Origin of the sequence: Nonomuraea sp. KM90 (genome assembly GCF_052246675.1) — a bacterium.
Taxonomy (GTDB): Bacteria; Actinomycetota; Actinomycetes; order Streptosporangiales; family Streptosporangiaceae; genus Nonomuraea.
This window is the reverse complement of record NZ_JBQQCB010000008.1, coordinates 98,579-114,088: the sequence shown is the minus strand read 5'-3', so window position 1 is coordinate 114,088 and position 15,510 is coordinate 98,579. Positions and strand designations below refer to the sequence as shown.

Below are 15,510 nucleotides of genomic sequence, written 5' to 3'. Positions count from 1 at the left end.
AGCAGTCGCCGCAGCAGCAGCAAGCGTTACAGGCAGCAGTCGTCTCGATCTTCTCGAGGCGCCGGATCTGAACCTTCATCGTTGTCCACCTCCTTTCATGCACCCGGGGACACGAATTCACGAGCGAATCCGTCGTCCCTTGGCCCAGGGTCACAGGAGCCGTTGCGATTTCGTTTCAACCGCCATTCCGGCGCGCGGGTCCCGCTTCGCTGAGCTGCGGATGTCCTTCGCCCTTAAGGGAGGGCGGCGGTGCCGATAGGCTTCCGGGGTGACGGATGTGATGTTCCCGCCCAAGCTGAAGGCAGGCGACGGCGTGCGCGTGGTGGCGCCGGCCAGGTCCCGCGCGATGGTGATGGAGCACGACCACACCGGCCTCATCGACTCCCGGTTCGCCGAGCTCGGCCTGACGCTCTCGTACGGCGACCACGTCGACGAGCGGGACGCGTTCGACTCCGCCGGCGTCGCCTCACGGGTCGCCGACCTGCACGAAGCCTTCGCGGACCCGTCGGTGGCGGCGATCCTGACGGTCATCGGCGGCTACAACTGCAACGAGCTCCTGCCGTTCCTGGACTGGGAGCTGATCCGGGCCAACCCGAAGATCCTGTGCGGCTACTCCGACATCTCCGCCCTGCAGAACGCCATCCTCGCCCGCGCCGGGCTGGTCACCTACTCGGGGCCGCACTGGTCGACGTTCGGGATGCGGGATCACTTCGAGCAGACGCTCGGCTGGTTCACCTCGGTCATGTTCGGCACCGCCCCGGTCACCCTGTCCCCGGCGGCGCACTGGAGCGACGACCTCTGGTTCCTCGACCAGGACAAGCGCGAGCTCATCCCCAACGACGGGTGGTGGCGGATCCGGCCGGGCGCCGCGGAGGGGCACCTCGTCGGCGGCAACCTGGCCACGCTGAACCTGCTGCAGGGCACCCCGTACATGCCCTCACTCGACGGCGCGATCCTGATCCTCGAGGACGACCTGGAGTCGCACCCGGCGACCTTCGCCCGCGACCTGACCTCCCTGCTGCAGCTTCCCGACGGCGCGCGGGTCCGTGGGCTGGCGATCGGCCGGTTCCAGCAGGCCAGCCGCATGTCCCGCCCGCTGCTGGAGCAGATCGTCGCCACCCAGCCGGCGCTGGCGGGCCTCCCCGTCCTGGCCAGCATCGACGTCGGCCACACCTATCCGCTGGCCACCTTCCCGATCGGCGGCCAGGCCCGGCTCACCGTCACCGGCACGGACGCGGACCTGACCCTGCTGCGTCACTGACCCTGCGCTGATCCATCCGCTACTCCTGCTGGGCGGACAGGTCGCGGCGGACGCGGCAGGCGTCGGCGATGCGGTTGGCGGCGACGTAGACCAGGTTGACGGTCAGGATCGCGGGGGCGATCACCGCCACGAAGCCCGGGAAGTCGCGCTCGAAGGCCAGGGCCAGGATCACCGCGGTGATGCCGTTCTGCTGGGCCAGCCCGAGGTGCACCCGGTCGGCGGCGGGCAGCCCACGCGTGAGGACGAGTGCCGCGAGCATCTGCGCGGCGAACGCCGCCAGCCCCAGCAGGACGCCCATCATCAGGTTCGCCCCGCCGACCAGCAACAGCCCCATCAGGAACGCCGACAGGGCGAACGCCACGCTCACCGCCCGCGCCAGCCATCGCGGGTCCGGCAGCCGCAGGTAGAGCCCGGCGGCCGCCACGCCGAGCATGAGCGAGCTCCACGCCGCGGACAGGACCGCGCTGATCGCCGCGAGGTAGCTCAGCACCGGCGGCGCGTTCCTGATCAGCCGCCACACCCCGTACGCGACCGCGACGAACAGCGCGTTCAACCCCAGATCCGCCAGGTACGCCGCGGACAGGCCGTCCCGGCCCGGCTTGGTGAACGACACGGCGTAGAACGCCAGGATCACGGTCACCGGATCGTCGAAGGACGACCACGCGCCGAGGATGGTCCGGGCCCGGTCCGACAGGCGGTTGCCGCCCATGGTCGAGGCCACCGACAGCGGGTCGATCTGGGCGACGGTCACCGCCAGGATCATCGCCCGCGGGTCCCCGGACACCAGATAGACCACGCCGGCGATGAAGGCCGCCTTCAGCAGCACCCCGACGGTCACCGCGAGCAGGATCAGCCGGGTGTGCCGGCGCGCCTCGGTCCGGTCGATGCCGTGCGTGCTGCCGTACAGGCCCACCGCGAGCAGCAGACTGCTGAGCAGCAGGTAGCCGCCGGAGTGCTCCAGCCGGGACAGGCCGGTCAGGTCTGCGGTCACCCAGCCGAACCCGACGAGCAGCAGCAGGAAACCGATCCTGACCAACGTTCCTCCTCCGAGAGGGCGAATCACTGGATTGAGGATCGGCTGCGTCGCGGAGGTTGTCCAGAGGGCTGGGGCTCCGGCGACCTCCCCCGGGACCGGCGGGCGAACACGCGGCGCCGCACCTCCTCCTCGGTGCGTACGTACGAGCTGGAGGAGCGGGCACGGGCCGCGGCGGTCCGGCTCGACTGGCCGGGGCAGCCGGAGCCGGCCCTGAGGGTGGAGCTCACCGGGGCACGTCCATGCGCTGCGTGCCGATGACCGACAGCAGCCGCAGCGCCTCCTCCGACGGCGAGCCGGGCGTGGCGGTGTAGATCACGACCCGCTGGTCCCGGTCGGCGATGTCGAGGACGTCGCAGTTGACGGTGACCGGGCCGACCAGCGGGTGCTGGAAGGTCTTGCGCAAGGTGGGCTCGGAGCTCACGTCGTGGGAGGCCCACAGGCGCGCGAACTCCTCGCTCCCGGCCAGGAGATCGCGCACCAGCTCGGCCACTTCCGGATCGTCCGGGTAGCGGGCGGCGGCGGCGCGCAGGTTCTGGGTCGCGCGGCGGCCGAACTCGTCGGCGTCCGACACCCCGTACAACCGCCGCCCGTCCGGGTGCGGTCCGAGGAAGGCGCGGCGCAGGAGGTTGCGGTCGCGTCGCGGCACGGCGGAGAAGTCCTCCATGAGGGCGGCCGCCAGATCGTTCCAGGCGATCACCTCGTGCGTCGCGGACGTCACGGTCGCGGCGGCCAGCGGCAGCCGCCGCAGCAGGTCGAGGATGCTCTGCCGCACCTCGCGCGAGGGCCCCGGCGGGGGGCCGGGCGGGGCGCCGGCGAGGTGGTGGAGGTGGACGCGCTCGGCGTCCGACAGGCGCAGCGCCCGGGCCAGCCCGGCCAGCACCTCCCGCGACGGGCGCGGGCCACGGGCCTGCTCCAGCCGCGTGTAGTACTCGGTCGAGATGTACGCCAGCTGCGCCGCCTCCTCACGGCGCAACCCCGGCGTACGGCGCCGCGGCCCGGCCGGCAGACCCACGTCGGAGGGCGCGATCCGCTCACGCCTGCTGCGCAGGAAGGCCGCCAGTTCTCGTCTGTCCATACCTCCAGTGTGTGCCGGTCCGGGCCGTTCATGCAGGTACCGGCGGTACCTGGATGGGCTCGGCGGACCCGCGCAAGCTCGTAACCATGAACACGACACCGAACACCTCCGCCGGCCTGGGCCTGCTGGCCGGCAAGGTCGCCTTCATCACCGGCGCCGGGCGCGGCATCGGCGCCGCCGCGGCGCGGCTGTTCGCCCGGGAGGGCGCCCGGCTGCTGCTCGCGGCCCGGACCGAGGCCCAGCTGAAGGCCGTGACCGAGGAGGTCAGGGCGGCGGGCGGCACCGCCGACCACGTGGTGTGCGACCTGGCCGACGCGGCCGGCGTGCGGGCCGCCGTCGAGCGCGCCGTGGACCTGTACGGTCGGCTCGACGTGGCCTTCAACAACGGCGCGGCGTTCGTGCCGCCCGGCCCGATGGACCAGGTGGCGCAGGACGACTTCGACCACGTCTACGCCGTGAACCTCAGGGGCCCGTGGCTGGCCATGGTCGCCGAGGTCGCCGCCATTCGGGCGACCGCCGGCACGGGGGCCATCGTCAACAACTCCAGCGTCGGCAGCCTGGGGGCCAACCCCGAGTTGCCGGCCTACGGGGCGATGAAGCGGGCGGTCAACAGCCTCACCGAGTCGGCCGCCGTCACGTACGGCCCCGAGGGCATCCGCGTCAACGCCATCGCCCCCGGCGGCACCCTGACCGAGATGATCCGTACGTGGGAGCAAGATTCGCCCGGCCTCGTCGATCGGCTCAAGGCGCACACCCCGCTGGGCCGCTCGGCCGACCCCGGCGAGATCGCCCAGGCGGCCGCGTGGCTGCTCAGCGACCGTGCCTCCTTCGTCACCGGCGCGGTCCTCAGGGTCGACGGCGGGGCCCGGCTCTGACCGGGGTCCTACCGGCCGGCGGCTTCGGTCAGCGGGTCGCCGGCCGGGACTGTACGGCTCGTGCGCGCCGTACAGTCTCGTGCGCGCCGCCTTTCGCCAAGACGGGGGAAATCCGCCGCCACCTTATCCCCATTTATGGATGAATGTCGCTTTTTGTGATGTCTGCCGGGGCAGGCCATGGAGCGCAGGACGACATAGGGGAGGGAAATCTCCGATGATCTACCATCACACACCTCGGGTAACCGGTTGGGTCGGCTGGGTCTGGTTCGGCGGCGCAATGATGGTCATGGCCGGGCTGTTCAACATCATCACCGGCCTGGCCGCCGTCTTCGCCAACCGCGTCTACGTACAGACCCCCGCCCGCCTCCTGATCTTCGACATCACCACGTGGGGCTGGCTCCACTTCATCCTGGGCGTCCTCGTCCTGGCCACGGGCATCGGCGTCACCATGGGGCTGGACTGGGCCAGGATCGTCGGCGTCGTGCTGGTGATGCTGAACGCCCTGACCCAGCTGACCTGGATCGCGGTGAATCCCTGGTGGTCGCTCGCCGTCATCGCGATCGACGTGCTCGTGCTGTACGCGCTCATCGTCCACGGGCGGGAGGCCCGACCGACGTAACTTCACCCCGGCACAGAGACCGCAACGCCTCCTTATCCTGGGGCGGGAAGGCCGGTGATCGCCGGCCTTCGCGCATCAGGAGCAAGGAGCCGACAGTGACCGTCGAATGGGTCGCGCTGTCCCCCGCGGACATCCCGGCGATCGCCGAGCTCGCCCGGCGGTGCGTGGCCCGCGACGGCGGGCTTCCCGCGACCGCGTCCCCGTCCTTCCTGGAGCGCAGGTACGGCGCGGGCACGGCGCTGGGCGCGTTCGTCGACGGCCGCCTGGTCGCCTGCGGCGGCGTGCGCCCGGTGGGCGCCGCGTCGGCGGCGACCGGCCTGGTCGACCCGGGCCACCGGGGAGGGGGATTGGGGTCGAGCCTCCTGGACCAGCTGGTCGAGCGGGCGGGGCCGGTCCGGCTGGAGACCGAGTCGCTGACCCCGGAGGCCGACGCGCTCTTCCGCTCGCGTGGCTTCCGGCAGACGTTCGCCGAGGACGTCTACCGCCGCGACCTGACCCGGCCGCTCCCGGCCGTCCCCCTCCCGCCGGAGCTGGAGATCGAGGAGTGGTCGGAGGGCACCGAAGCCGCCTTCCACGAGGCCTACTCCGCCTCCTTCGCCGACCGCCCCGGCTTCCCCGGCTGGTCGCCGGAGGAGTGGGTGGACTGGCTGGTCGACGACGAGTTCCTGCCCGGCTGCTCGCTGGTGGCGCGGGAGGCGGGCCGGGCCGCCGGCTTCGTGGCGTGCGCGGAAGGGTTCCTGATCCAGGTCGGCGCCGTGCCCGGGTGGCGGCGGCGCGGCCTGGCGCGGGCGCTCGCGGCCGCCGCGCTCGACCGCATGCGCACGCGCGGCGCGACGGAGGTCTTCCTGGACGTCAACGTCGACAACCCGGCCTCGGCCGCCCTCTTCCGCGGCCTCGGATTCGAGGTGATCGCCCGCCGGGCCCGCTACGAGTGACGCCGCCGGCGGCGGAGGACCAGGGCCGCGACCACGCAGAGGGCGGCGAGGAGGAGCGGCAGTGCCCAGGGGGCGGTCCAGGTGTCCGCCGTGGTCTCGACGGCGGCGAGCGGGGCGACCGAGTTCGACGCGTCCGTGAGCAGCGGGACGAGGTTGATCGTCCCCGTCAGGCGCAGCAGGGGAGCCACGCCGTGCACCGGCACGGAGACCTTCCAGGTGTCGCCGGGGAGGAGCTGGGGCGAGTCGCCGATCCGCCCGGCGGGTACGCCCGAGCCCCCGAACGGGCCCGACACGGACACCGTCTGCCGGGCGGCGAGGATGGCGTTGCCGGTGTTGCGGATCGTGTACGTGACGGTGGCGTCACCCTTGCCCAGCGGACTGCCCGAGTAGCGCACCCGCGGGTCCTCCACCGACAGGCCGGGCTTCAGCGCGCCGCCCACCCGCAGCCGGATCCGGATGCCGAGCCGCCCGCCCGCGCCGGTCCCGTCCGCCTCGCCGGCCCCGGCGAGCGAGGTGACGATGCCGCCCATGTACTCGCCGGGCGCGGCGTCCTGCGGCAGCGTCACCGTGAACGGCACCTCGGCCGACCCGCCCGGCGGGACCGTCACCTCGGGCCGGGCCGGGTGGACCCACGCGCCCACGGCCGCCGGCTTCGTGTCCCTGGCGACCAGGTCGAGCCAGCCGTTCCCGGCGGTGAAGGCGTCGGCGGCGTACACCGCGAGGCGGAGCGGCGCGGTGCCGGGGTTGTCGACCACGAGACCGTCCGTGACCTGCCCGCCCGGGTCGATGGTGTAGCCGTAGTTCTGCCGGTCGGAGCCGAAGTCGTTGGCCGCCGTACGCACCGTCCAGGAGGTGTCCGCCGCGGCGGGTCCGGCCTGCGCGCCCGCGAGACCGAGCGCGGCGAGCAGCGCCACGGCGGCGGCCCGGCAGATCATGGTCGTACGCATCGGGTGATCCTCTGGAAGTGGTGAGGGGTGACGCCGGAAGGGGGCTCCGGCGCCACCCCGGTTCATCTACTGGAGCCAGGCGGACTCGTCCGCGGCCGGCTTGTGCTCGTCGGACTTGCCGTGGTCGCCCTTGCCGTCGTACGGGTGGATGACCACCTTGTCGACGGTGGAGCCGACCGGCTGAGCGGCGGTGGCACCGCTGTCAGGGCCGCACCAGTCCTCCTGGCCCAGCTCGACCGCGGCGTTCGGGGCGGCACAGGTGCCGCTGCGCAGGTTCTCGACGACCAGCTTGTCGTCGCGGACCTGCACCTTCACGTACGTACGGACGTGCTCCTGGTTCTCGACCGAGTTGGCCCAGTGGCTCTTGGGGTTCAGCGGGTCGGGGCCGTAGTTCGGGTCCTTGGTCGTGTCCGGGGCGGTCAGGTTGTAGTACTTGGAACCGGACGCGGAGTTCGCCGTCACGTAGATGACGCCGCCCGGCCCCTGGACCACCTCGGCGGCGCCGGGCTGCTCCTTCGGGTTCGCCTTCTGGCCGTTCTTGATCTCGTAGCTGCGGGTGTAGGCGTGGTCGTGACCCTGCAGGACCAGGTCGACGCCGAGGTTCGAGAAGGCGGTCGGGAAGTCCTTGCGGCGCTGCTGGTTGTCGCCGTCGTTGGCGTGGCTGGCCGGCGAGTAGATCGAGTGGTGGTAGACGAGCACCGTGTACTTGGCGTCGTCGCCGTGCTCCTTGACGACGTCGGTGACGTACTGGATGTGCGCGGCGTCGGCGCCGTTGGCGTAGGCGTTGCTGTTCAGGTCGATGAACAGGACGTCGTTGTACTCGTACCAGTAGTCACCGCCCGACCGGGTCGTCGCGTCGCCGTTGTAGTAGGGCGCGGAACGGTCGGTGTTCGGGGTCCAGAAGTGCTGCTCGTAGGCCTTGCCGCCGACGTCGTGGTTGCCGATGGTGGCGGCCCACGGGTACTGGCGCAGCTTGTCGGGCGCGAGGAACGCGTCCCACTGCGTCTCGGTGTTGGCGGTCTCGACCTGGTCGCCGCCCGAGACCAGGAGCGCGGTCTTCGGGTTGGCGGCGAGGGCGACGTTCAGGGTGTCCGCCCATCCGGCGGCGTCCTTGGCCACGTTGCCGGAGGCGCCGATCTGCGGGTCGCCGAAGAACAGGAAGTCGAAGTCGCCCTTGAAGTCCTGCGTCTCGAAGGAGTACGTCGGGGACCAGTTGCCCTCGAAGCCGACGCGGTAGGAGTACTTGGTCTTCTTCTTCAGGCCGTCGATGGTGACGTGGGCGTTGTAGCCGCCGGTGACCTTGTTCGCGGTGATGGTGGCCGGGAAGGTGGCGGCGTGCTTGTCGAACTCGCCGTGCTTCAGCTTGGCGGTCGGTACGACCTGGACCATCTGGGGTGTGTCGGTCGAGGAGTACCAGGACACGGCACGCTGCGACTCTCCGGCGCCCACACCGAGAACGATGCCGGTGAGCTTGGCGGTGTCGGCAGCGTGGGCCGCGGTCGCCAGGCCGCTGCCGAGCATCGCGGTGATGCCCATGGCAGCGGCGGTGGCGCCCACGGCCACCCGGCGCCGGACCGGCCCGAGGCCCTGTGTCCGATTTTCGAACTTCATCGGGGTTCCGTCCATTAAGGGGTGTTAAAGAGCTTTGTCACGGTTTCTGGGGTGGATGTCCTGGAGGTGAACCCTGGACGGGCACGTCGTTGCGCTTGACGGAAGATGTGATGCGCTCAGCCGCCGAAGATCCGCTGCACGAACCACACGAGGCCCATCACGGTCACTCCCGCCGCGATCACCCCGGTCGTCCACAGGCCCGCGACCGGCCGCCGGTGGCGCAGCACGGCGAGCAGCGGGAAGACGACGGCGATGATCGCCAGCTGGACGGCCTCGATGCCCACGTTGAACACCAGCAGCGACCACAGCAGCGTCCACGACAGGGGCTGGTCGATCCCCAGGGCCGCGGCGAAGCCGAGACCGTGCACGAGGCCGAAGCAGAAGACCACCGCGAGCCGCGCCCGGCCCGCGCGATCCAGGCCGGTCTGCCCCAGGTCCGTGGCGTGCGATCGCCGCCGCCGGAGCCGCCACAGATGCCAGCCCGCGACGACCGCGATCGACAGGGCGATGACCGGCTCCACGAACGACGCGGGCACGTGCACGAGGCCGAGGGCGGCGAGGATGAAGGTCACCGAGTGGGCCAGCGTGAAGGTCGTCGCCGCCAGCACGATCTCGCGCAGCCGGCGTGACCCCGCGATGAGCGCCAGCAGGAACAGGATGTGGTCGAGGCCGGTGAGCAGGTGCTCGGCCCCGAGCCGGAAGAACTCCCAGAACCGCTCGGCCCACGACTGTTGCGTGGAGAACGACGGCCGCTCGGCGTCGAGGGCGGCGCTGCCGGAGGTCAGGTCGAGGTCGTAGGTGACCACCGTCTTGGTGTCGCGCACGTATTCCTCGGACTCCGGGAACAGCCCGCTGCGTACCTCGTGCGCCTCGGCGGAGTCCGGGCACCGCTGGTCGAGGACCAGCAGCGCGTACGGCACGCCGTCGCGTTGGTCGATCGTGAACCCGCCCTCCCGGACCGGGGTGCACGCCCGGCCCTCGGCCGTGACGGCGAAGCGCTCGGTCACGTACGCGACGACCGAGTCGGCGTGGGCGTCGAGCGCCGCCGCCTGCTCCGCCGCGTCGCCGGACTCGAACGCCGCGGTGCCCGCCCGGAAGAGCGGATCGTCCTTCCGGGCGTCCGCGGCCGAGACGACGAGCAGGTCGTACTCCAGCCCGAGCGCGGAGCGGACGTGCCCGGTCCGGGCCGAGGTGAGGTCCACGTACACGGTCGAGGTGAACCCGTGGGCAAGGGCGGGGACGGCACTGAGCAGGACGGCCACGGCGACGGCGGCGACGACGGCACAGACACGACGCCGAGCGGCGTGGAACATGTGACTCCTCTACGGTTAACGACCGCAATCTGCTCGGCCCAGATGAACGAACGTCAACTCGTGCGCGAATCATCGATGAACCACGTCGGGCGAAAATAACTCCCATCTCTGAACATAGGTCGCAATGAGGTAGGAAATAGACGCACTTTCCCGTCACCTCGGAGGAACGATCCCCCATGCGCTTTCGGCTTCTGCCCGCCGGCCCGCTGGCCGTGGCAGTCGCGACGGCCGTCCTGGTCAGCGGATGCTCCCCGGGTGACGACTGGTCCCGGCCGCACGACAAGCCCACGGCCGTCGGCACCCTCGGCCCCGGGTTCCACGACCCCGCCACCCCGCCCTCGCCGGAGGCCACGATCACGCCACGGCCCCGCTCGTGGGACGGGGTCCACCCGTCGGAGGGTTACCGCGTGGTGCTGCTCACCGCCGGGAAGGACGCCCAGACCAGGACGCTGGTGACCGCCGTGACGGAGTGGGCGCGGGCGGAGGACGTCAGCCTCAAGACGGTCACGGCCGCGGCGCCGGCGGAGTACGTCGCGCGCATCAGCGACGCCATCGACCTGGCGCCCGACCTCGTCATCAGCGCCGGCAACGACCTCGTCGACCCCCTGGCGCTGGTCTCCGCCAACCACCTCGACCAGCAGTTCCTCGTGATCGGCGCCGAACTGGCCGAGCCCACGGCGAACGTCACCGCCGCCGACTGGACCGGCGCGTCGTTCCGCGGCGAGGGACTGGGCATGTCCTCGGCGTACGATCCGGCCACCTTCACCCCCGAGCGCGCCGGGCGGGCCGTCCGGGCCGGGGTCTCGGCCGTGCTCCACGGCCTGACCGGGATCGTGATCTGGCTCGACTGACTTCTCCTGGTTCGTACTGACCGGTCAGGCGGGAAGCGCGGACCGGAAGCGCGGACCGGAAGCCCCCCGTTGTAGGGCGTTCACCCGACACCGGCGCGCCCCGCACCCTCGTAAGGTGACGACCAGAGGTCGGGGGCGGCGTCATCGAGGGCCGGGGCCATGCTCCGGCGGGGGTGCCGGGATCGTTCGTGCCCTGCGTCGGGGTCACCGGGCAGGAGAGCCGACGGCACGGACCGGTTGTTCCTGCGTCTACCAGCGGCTGTCTCCTTCCGTTCGCGTCGGTCATCCGAGAGGACAGAAAGAGCCTGATGGGACTGGAGATCAAATTCCTGGGGCCATGGGAGGCCACGGCGAACGGCGAGCCGGTGAAGGTGGCCGGTGAGCGGCGGCTCGGGGTCCTGACCAGGCTGGCGTTGAGCGCCGGGCAGCCCGTTCTCAACGAGGAACTCCTCACCCAGGTATGGAGCCAGAGCACAACGACGACGGCCGACAAACAACTGCACATCGTGGTGTCGAAGCTGCGCAGCCTGCTCTCGCCGCACCAGGACGACGACATCATCGCGACCGTTTCCGGCGGCTACCAGCTGAATCTCGCGTGCGAGCGCATCGACGCCCACCTGTTCACGCTCCTGGCCCACCAGGCGCGTGCCGCCCGGGCCCAGGGCGAGATCACGCGGGCGGACGCGCTCTTCCAGCGGGCGCTGGCCCTGTGGCGGGGCAGGGCGCTGGCCGACCTGACCGCCTCATGGGCCCAGGTCGAGGCCGCGCGCCTGGACGAGGAGCGGCTGGCCGTGCTGGAGGACCATGTCGACCTCCGCCTGTCGGCCGGCGACCATCACGCGGTGGTGCCGGTGCTCACGGCGCACGCCGAGGCCCACCCGCTGCGCGAACGCCCCCGCGCGCAGCTGATGCTGGCGCTGTACCGGGCCTCCCGGTCGTCCGAAGCCCTCGCGGTGTACCAGGAGACGCGCCGCACCATGGTCGACGAACTGGGCATCGAACCGGGAACGGGGTTACGCCGGCTGCAGCAGGCGGTGCTCCGCCGGGACCCCGTGCTCGATCTCCCCTCCCCGGCCCAGCGAACGACGCTCACCAGGCCCGTCATCCCGGCCGAGCTCCCCGCCGGCATCCGGGCGTTCACCGCGCGCACCGCCGAAGTCGCCTGGGTGCGCAGGGCGCTCACCGACACCGTACGCGGATCGCCGGCCATCGCCGCGATCCACGGCGCCGGCGGGGTCGGCAAGTCCGCGCTGGCCGTCCACGCCGCGCACGCCGTGGCCGGCGACTTCGCCGACGGCGTCCTGCACGTCGATCTGCGCGCCGCCACCGCCGGCCGCCGGCCGCTGTCGCCGGTCGAGGCCTGCGCCGGCTGCTGCGCTCGCTCGGGCTCGACGCCACCGCCCTACCGTCCACCCTGGACGAGGCCGCCGCCCGCTACCGCTCCCTCACCTCGGCGCGCAACCTGCTGGTCATCCTCGACGACGCGCTGGACCCGGGCCAGGTCCGGCCGCTCATCCCCGCCGGACCCGAGTGCGCGGTCATCGTCACCAGCCGCCGCATCATGGCCGCACCCGACCTGCCGAGCCACCTGCACCTGGGCGGCCTCGGCCACGCCGAGGCGGCCGCGCTGTTCGCCCGCCTCGCGGATCCGGGCCGCCTCCGCGCCGAGCCGGAAGCGGCGCACCGGATCGTCCGGCGGTGTGGCGGCCTTCCCCTCGCGCTCCGCATCGCGGCGGCACACCTGGCCGCACGGCCCGGCCGTACGCTGTCCCGTCTGGCCGACCAGCTCGCCGACCCCAGCCGCCGCCTCGATGCCCTCGAACACGCCGACCTGTCGATGCGGGACACCATCGCGGTCGGCCTCCAGCACCTTCCCGAGGAGCCCGCGGGCCACGACGCCGCCCACGCGTTCTTCCTGCTCGGCCTCCAGGAAACCCCGGTCCACACGGCGGCCGCCCTGTCCGCGCTCACCGGCTGGCCGGAACGCCGCGCGGAAGCGGCGCTCAACCAGCTCCTGGACGTCCGCCTGCTCGAAGCCACCGGCCCCGGCCGCTGCCGGATGCACGACCTGACCCGCCTCTACGCCCGCGAGCAGGCCGCCCGTCACATGCCCGAGCCCGCTCCCACCAGCACCTGACCCCTCAGAAGGAGGATTTCCAGCCGGGCCCGACCGCGATGGCGGAGCCGAACCTGTTGCCGCCCTTGCCGTTCCAGACGTACAGGGTGCCGGTCTCGCTGTGCACGGCGCCGATGTCGGTGTTGCCGTCCTGGTTGACGTCGCCGAGCGACATCAGCGTGCCCGCGTACGGCGCCCAGCCGGGGCCGAGCTCGGCGGCGCCGGTGAAGTTGTTGGCGCCCCTGCCGTTCCACACGTGCAGCGTGTTGCCGTCCTTCCTGACCGCCAGCAGGTCGCCGATGCCGTCACCGTTGAAGTCGCCGGCGACCGGCCGGCTGAAGGCGGCCCAGCCGCCCCCGACCGCGGTGCCGGGGCCGAACTTGTTGCCGCCCCTGCCGTTCCAGTAGGAGAAGACGCCGGTCTCGCTGTGCACGGCGCCGATGTCGGTGCTGCCGTCCTGGTTGATGTCGCCGAGCGACATCAGCGTGCTCGCGTACGGCGTCCAGCCGGGCCCGAGCTCGACGGGAGCGGTGAAGTTGTTGGCGCCCTTGCCGTTCCACACGTGCAACGTGCCGCTGTCCTTCTCGGCCGCCATCAGGTCGGTGAGCCCGTCGCCGTTGAAGTCGCCGGCGACCGGCCGGCTGAAGGCGCTCCAGCCGGAGTCGACCGCGGTGGCGGGGCCGAACTTGTTGCCGCCTTCGCCGTTCCAGATGGTCAGCGTTCCGGTGGCGGTCGAGAAGAGGTCGCCCACGCCGTCGGCGTCGAAGTCCGGCATGGCGGACGTGCCCATCCCGGCGTACTGCGGGTTCTGCGCGTGGGTGAGGGTCTCCCAGCCCAGGAAGTGCGACACCCCGACGGGGCGGCTCTGCTCGACCCACTTCTCGGCGTACGGGACGTCGTCGTACCCGAGCCGGTGGTGCAGCGCGTTGAAGCCGACCTCGAAGTGCTTCCCGAGGTCGAGGGTGACCTTGCCGCCGCACAGCCACGACGGCACCGTCCCGCCCAGTTGCAGGCGGGCGTGCAGGTCCATCGCGAAGCGCAGCCGGTGCTTGGCCGTGGCGTACAGGTCCACGCCCTGGTGACCGGCCGTCTCGGCGACGTGGGAGATGGCCGCCAGGCCCCATCCGGTGTGCCAGAAGTCACGGCACGTCTCCTGGGTCAGGCCGTCCACGAACTTGGTCTGCCCGTGCCAGTAGTCGACGATCTCGGCTCTGGTGTCGTACTTGCTGCCGGGCGGCGCCTTGGGCACCGCGCCGTCCGTCGCGAGGTAGATGTAGGCGGGCAGCCTGCCGCGCCAGATCGCGACCGCCCGGTCGAACGAGGCGCGGTCGTCCAGGTGCACGGCGATGCCGATGGCGGCATCGGTCATGATCAGTTCCCAGTTGCCGTTGTTGTTCGGCCGCCCGGCGATCACGGTCGGGAGGTACACCGTACGCAGCTTGCCGGCGAACCGGCCGGCCCCCGCCCAGCCGGTGTAGGTGTGCTTGATGAGCTCGGCGGCGCGCGAGAAGTTGGCGCCCGCCCATCCGGTCTGCAGCGGCGCGTTGTCCCCGGTGTGCTTGGTTATCACGGCCGACCAGGCGTCCATGATCTGGATCGCCTTCTCCGCGTAGCGGGCGTCCTTGGTGAGGTACCACTGCAGGGCATGCGTGTAGGCCGCCATGGCGTCCTTGCGCTCGTCCGAGCAGCCGTGGTCGGGATTCGACACCGGGCCGCACTCGACGACGGAGCGGGGCTTGGCCACGTAGGACAGGGAGGCGTAGGAACTGCTCCGCATGGAGTTCCAGGCCGACTTCCACGGCTCGTTGCCGAGGTTGACCCTGACGAAGTCAAGCTGAGCCCGGCTGACCAGGACGCCAGGATGCTTGAACCCGGCGGCCTGCGCGGCCTGCGCGGCCTGCGCGGCCTGCGCGGCCTGCGCGGCCTGCGCGGCCTGCGCGGCCTGCGCGGCCTGCGCGGCCTGCGCGGCCTGCGCGGGCTGAGCGGCCTGCGCGGCCTGCGGTACGGACAGGGCGGCGGCCACGAGCATGGTGGCGGTGAGAGGGCGAGCGAGACGCACGGACTTCCTTCCAAAGCTGCGGACGCCCATTCCGCCAGCCGCCCGCTCACCCGTCAAGGAATCGGTGCCGCGAACCCCGCCTCGACATACCCTCCGCATACCGCCCTCACCGGAACCCGGGGGATGCAGCCCCCGCGCCCCCGCTCTCCGACGTCCCGCGTCGTGCCTGCCACGCTCCGATGCCATGGAGAAGGTTGTCGATGATTTCCTGGGCGGCGGTGATGCGCTGTGCGACTTCGGTGATTGCGCTCAGGTGCCCCTCGGCGATGGCTCCGGAACCCGAAGCCGTACGGCACCCACCTTCAGGTCCTGCCGTCGGAAGTACGGGCAGGTCGTACGGCTTCCGTAACGTATAACGCCGGTTCCGACGTCTGGGGTGACCAGCCTCCGTCCGTGACCGTTGCCGTCACAGCTTCAGCGGCGGTAGTCCCCGCAAATCGCGGTAGCGTCGCCGTGCTGCCGTCAAACTATCCGACCCGTTGGGGCCGCCCAGGACGACATCGGCGTTGTGATCATCCTGTCCGTCGTCCTCCCAATCGCATTCCTCGCAGTACCCGAAACCGCCGCGGTACCGAAGGGTGGGATGGAAGCAGCACGGACACGTGTACGGCCGATCGCGTGGCGGCAGCCGGAGGAAGGTTCCGCCCTGTGTCGCCATCACGGACAAGACCCATCGCTTGCGCTCGCGTATCTCTTCGATGCTGGGGTGGCTCATATCCGTCACGATGCCGTACGGCTCCGGCATCCGCATCCCGGCCGGCAACGCTGTACCCCGCCTCCTGCCTCGTGCCCGCCCGAAGTGGAAATCCCGC

General features: G+C 71.6%; 13 protein-coding genes and 1 pseudogene. 7 read left to right on the top strand and 7 right to left on the bottom strand.

Translation table 11 applies throughout. The annotated features are described in order from the left end of the window. Positions 1 to 268: 268 nt before the first annotated feature. Positions 269 to 1,261 carry a S66 family peptidase gene (locus tag ACTWPW_RS12155; protein ID WP_443168743.1) on the top strand — a complete coding sequence of 331 codons (993 nt, stop codon included), beginning with the start codon at positions 269 to 271 and terminating at the stop codon, positions 1,259 to 1,261. A 19-nt stretch (positions 1,262 to 1,280) separates the two neighbouring features. Here the strand turns inward: ACTWPW_RS12155 and ACTWPW_RS12150 are convergent, their stop codons facing one another. Both ACTWPW_RS12150 and ACTWPW_RS12145 read right to left on the bottom strand, forming a co-directional pair. Then, a complete protein-coding gene (locus ACTWPW_RS12150; RefSeq protein ID WP_443168742.1) occupies positions 1,281 to 2,297 on the bottom strand; it encodes a hypothetical protein in 1,017 nt (338 codons plus the stop codon). A gap of 223 nt (positions 2,298 to 2,520) precedes the next feature. Continuing rightward, on the bottom strand, positions 2,521 to 3,372 hold the full coding sequence (locus tag ACTWPW_RS12145) for a helix-turn-helix transcriptional regulator (RefSeq protein WP_443168741.1): 852 nt from the start codon (positions 3,370 to 3,372) through the stop codon (positions 2,521 to 2,523). An 86-nt stretch (positions 3,373 to 3,458) separates the two neighbouring features. Between ACTWPW_RS12145 and ACTWPW_RS12140 the strand changes: the two genes are divergently transcribed. From ACTWPW_RS12140 to ACTWPW_RS12130, 3 genes are all read left to right on the top strand, one after another. Then, entirely contained in the window at positions 3,459 to 4,247 is a 789-nt protein-coding gene (locus ACTWPW_RS12140) for an SDR family NAD(P)-dependent oxidoreductase (RefSeq protein WP_375117916.1), read from the top strand. Positions 4,248 to 4,461: 214 nt separating this feature from the next. Beyond that, entirely contained in the window at positions 4,462 to 4,866 is a 405-nt protein-coding gene (locus ACTWPW_RS12135; RefSeq protein WP_443168740.1) for a DUF7144 family membrane protein, read from the top strand. 95 nt (positions 4,867 to 4,961) lie between these two features. Continuing rightward, positions 4,962 to 5,801, top strand: coding sequence for a GNAT family N-acetyltransferase (locus ACTWPW_RS12130; protein ID WP_443168739.1), 840 nt, complete (start codon positions 4,962 to 4,964; stop codon positions 5,799 to 5,801). Here ACTWPW_RS12130 and ACTWPW_RS12125 read toward each other — a convergent pair. The 3 genes from ACTWPW_RS12125 to ACTWPW_RS12115 form a co-directional block, all read right to left on the bottom strand. After that, positions 5,792 to 6,748 (bottom strand): WxL protein peptidoglycan domain-containing protein, encoded by a 957-nt coding sequence (locus ACTWPW_RS12125; protein WP_443168738.1) that lies wholly within the window; start codon positions 6,746 to 6,748, stop codon positions 5,792 to 5,794. The genes ACTWPW_RS12130 and ACTWPW_RS12125 overlap by 10 nt on opposite strands. A gap of 66 nt (positions 6,749 to 6,814) precedes the next feature. Further along, a complete protein-coding gene (locus ACTWPW_RS12120; RefSeq protein WP_443168737.1) occupies positions 6,815 to 8,359 on the bottom strand; it encodes a fibronectin type III domain-containing protein in 1,545 nt (514 codons plus the stop codon). A 116-nt stretch (positions 8,360 to 8,475) separates the two neighbouring features. Continuing rightward, positions 8,476 to 9,672: a HupE/UreJ family protein gene (locus ACTWPW_RS12115; protein WP_443168736.1), complete on the bottom strand. Its 1,197-nt coding sequence runs from the start codon at positions 9,670 to 9,672 to the stop codon at positions 8,476 to 8,478. Between the two features lie 176 nt (positions 9,673 to 9,848). On the opposite strand from ACTWPW_RS12115, the gene ACTWPW_RS12110 reads away from it, so the two are divergent. From ACTWPW_RS12110 to ACTWPW_RS12100, 3 genes and pseudogenes are all read left to right on the top strand, one after another. Then, positions 9,849 to 10,523, top strand: coding sequence for a hypothetical protein (locus ACTWPW_RS12110; RefSeq protein ID WP_375117922.1), 675 nt, complete (start codon positions 9,849 to 9,851; stop codon positions 10,521 to 10,523). A gap of 308 nt (positions 10,524 to 10,831) precedes the next feature. Then, positions 10,832 to 11,551, top strand: a pseudogene (locus ACTWPW_RS12105) (AfsR/SARP family transcriptional regulator); the annotation flags it as partial. A gap of 134 nt (positions 11,552 to 11,685) precedes the next feature. Further along, entirely contained in the window at positions 11,686 to 12,660 is a 975-nt protein-coding gene (locus ACTWPW_RS12100) for an NB-ARC domain-containing protein (RefSeq protein ID WP_443168812.1), read from the top strand. A gap of 4 nt (positions 12,661 to 12,664) precedes the next feature. On the opposite strand, the gene ACTWPW_RS12095 is transcribed toward ACTWPW_RS12100, so the two are convergent. Both ACTWPW_RS12095 and ACTWPW_RS12090 read right to left on the bottom strand, forming a co-directional pair. Continuing rightward, positions 12,665 to 14,698, bottom strand: coding sequence for an FG-GAP-like repeat-containing protein (locus tag ACTWPW_RS12095; RefSeq protein ID WP_443168735.1), 2,034 nt, complete (start codon positions 14,696 to 14,698; stop codon positions 12,665 to 12,667). Positions 14,699 to 15,104: 406 nt separating this feature from the next. Continuing rightward, a complete protein-coding gene (locus ACTWPW_RS12090; protein WP_443168811.1) occupies positions 15,105 to 15,356 on the bottom strand; it encodes a CPCC family cysteine-rich protein in 252 nt (83 codons plus the stop codon). Positions 15,357 to 15,510: the final 154 nt, after the last annotated feature.

What these genes read in the sequence shown, in the direction of transcription:
- ACTWPW_RS12145 (WP_443168741.1), bottom strand. Translation starts at nt 3,372, where the DNA reads ATGGACAGACGAGAACTGGCGGCCTTCCTGCGCAGCAGGCGTGAGCGG.
- ACTWPW_RS12140 (WP_375117916.1), top strand. Translation starts at nt 3,459, where the DNA reads ATGAACACGACACCGAACACCTCCGCCGGCCTGGGCCTGCTGGCCGGC.
- ACTWPW_RS12135 (WP_443168740.1), top strand. Translation starts at nt 4,462, where the DNA reads ATGATCTACCATCACACACCTCGGGTAACCGGTTGGGTCGGCTGGGTC.
- ACTWPW_RS12125 (WP_443168738.1), bottom strand. Translation starts at nt 6,748, where the DNA reads ATGCGTACGACCATGATCTGCCGGGCCGCCGCCGTGGCGCTGCTCGCC.
- ACTWPW_RS12120 (WP_443168737.1), bottom strand. Translation starts at nt 8,359, where the DNA reads ATGAAGTTCGAAAATCGGACACAGGGCCTCGGGCCGGTCCGGCGCCGG.
- ACTWPW_RS12115 (WP_443168736.1), bottom strand. Translation starts at nt 9,672, where the DNA reads ATGTTCCACGCCGCTCGGCGTCGTGTCTGTGCCGTCGTCGCCGCCGTC.
- ACTWPW_RS12110 (WP_375117922.1), top strand. Translation starts at nt 9,849, where the DNA reads ATGCGCTTTCGGCTTCTGCCCGCCGGCCCGCTGGCCGTGGCAGTCGCG.
- ACTWPW_RS12090 (WP_443168811.1), bottom strand. Translation starts at nt 15,356, where the DNA reads ATGGCGACACAGGGCGGAACCTTCCTCCGGCTGCCGCCACGCGATCGG.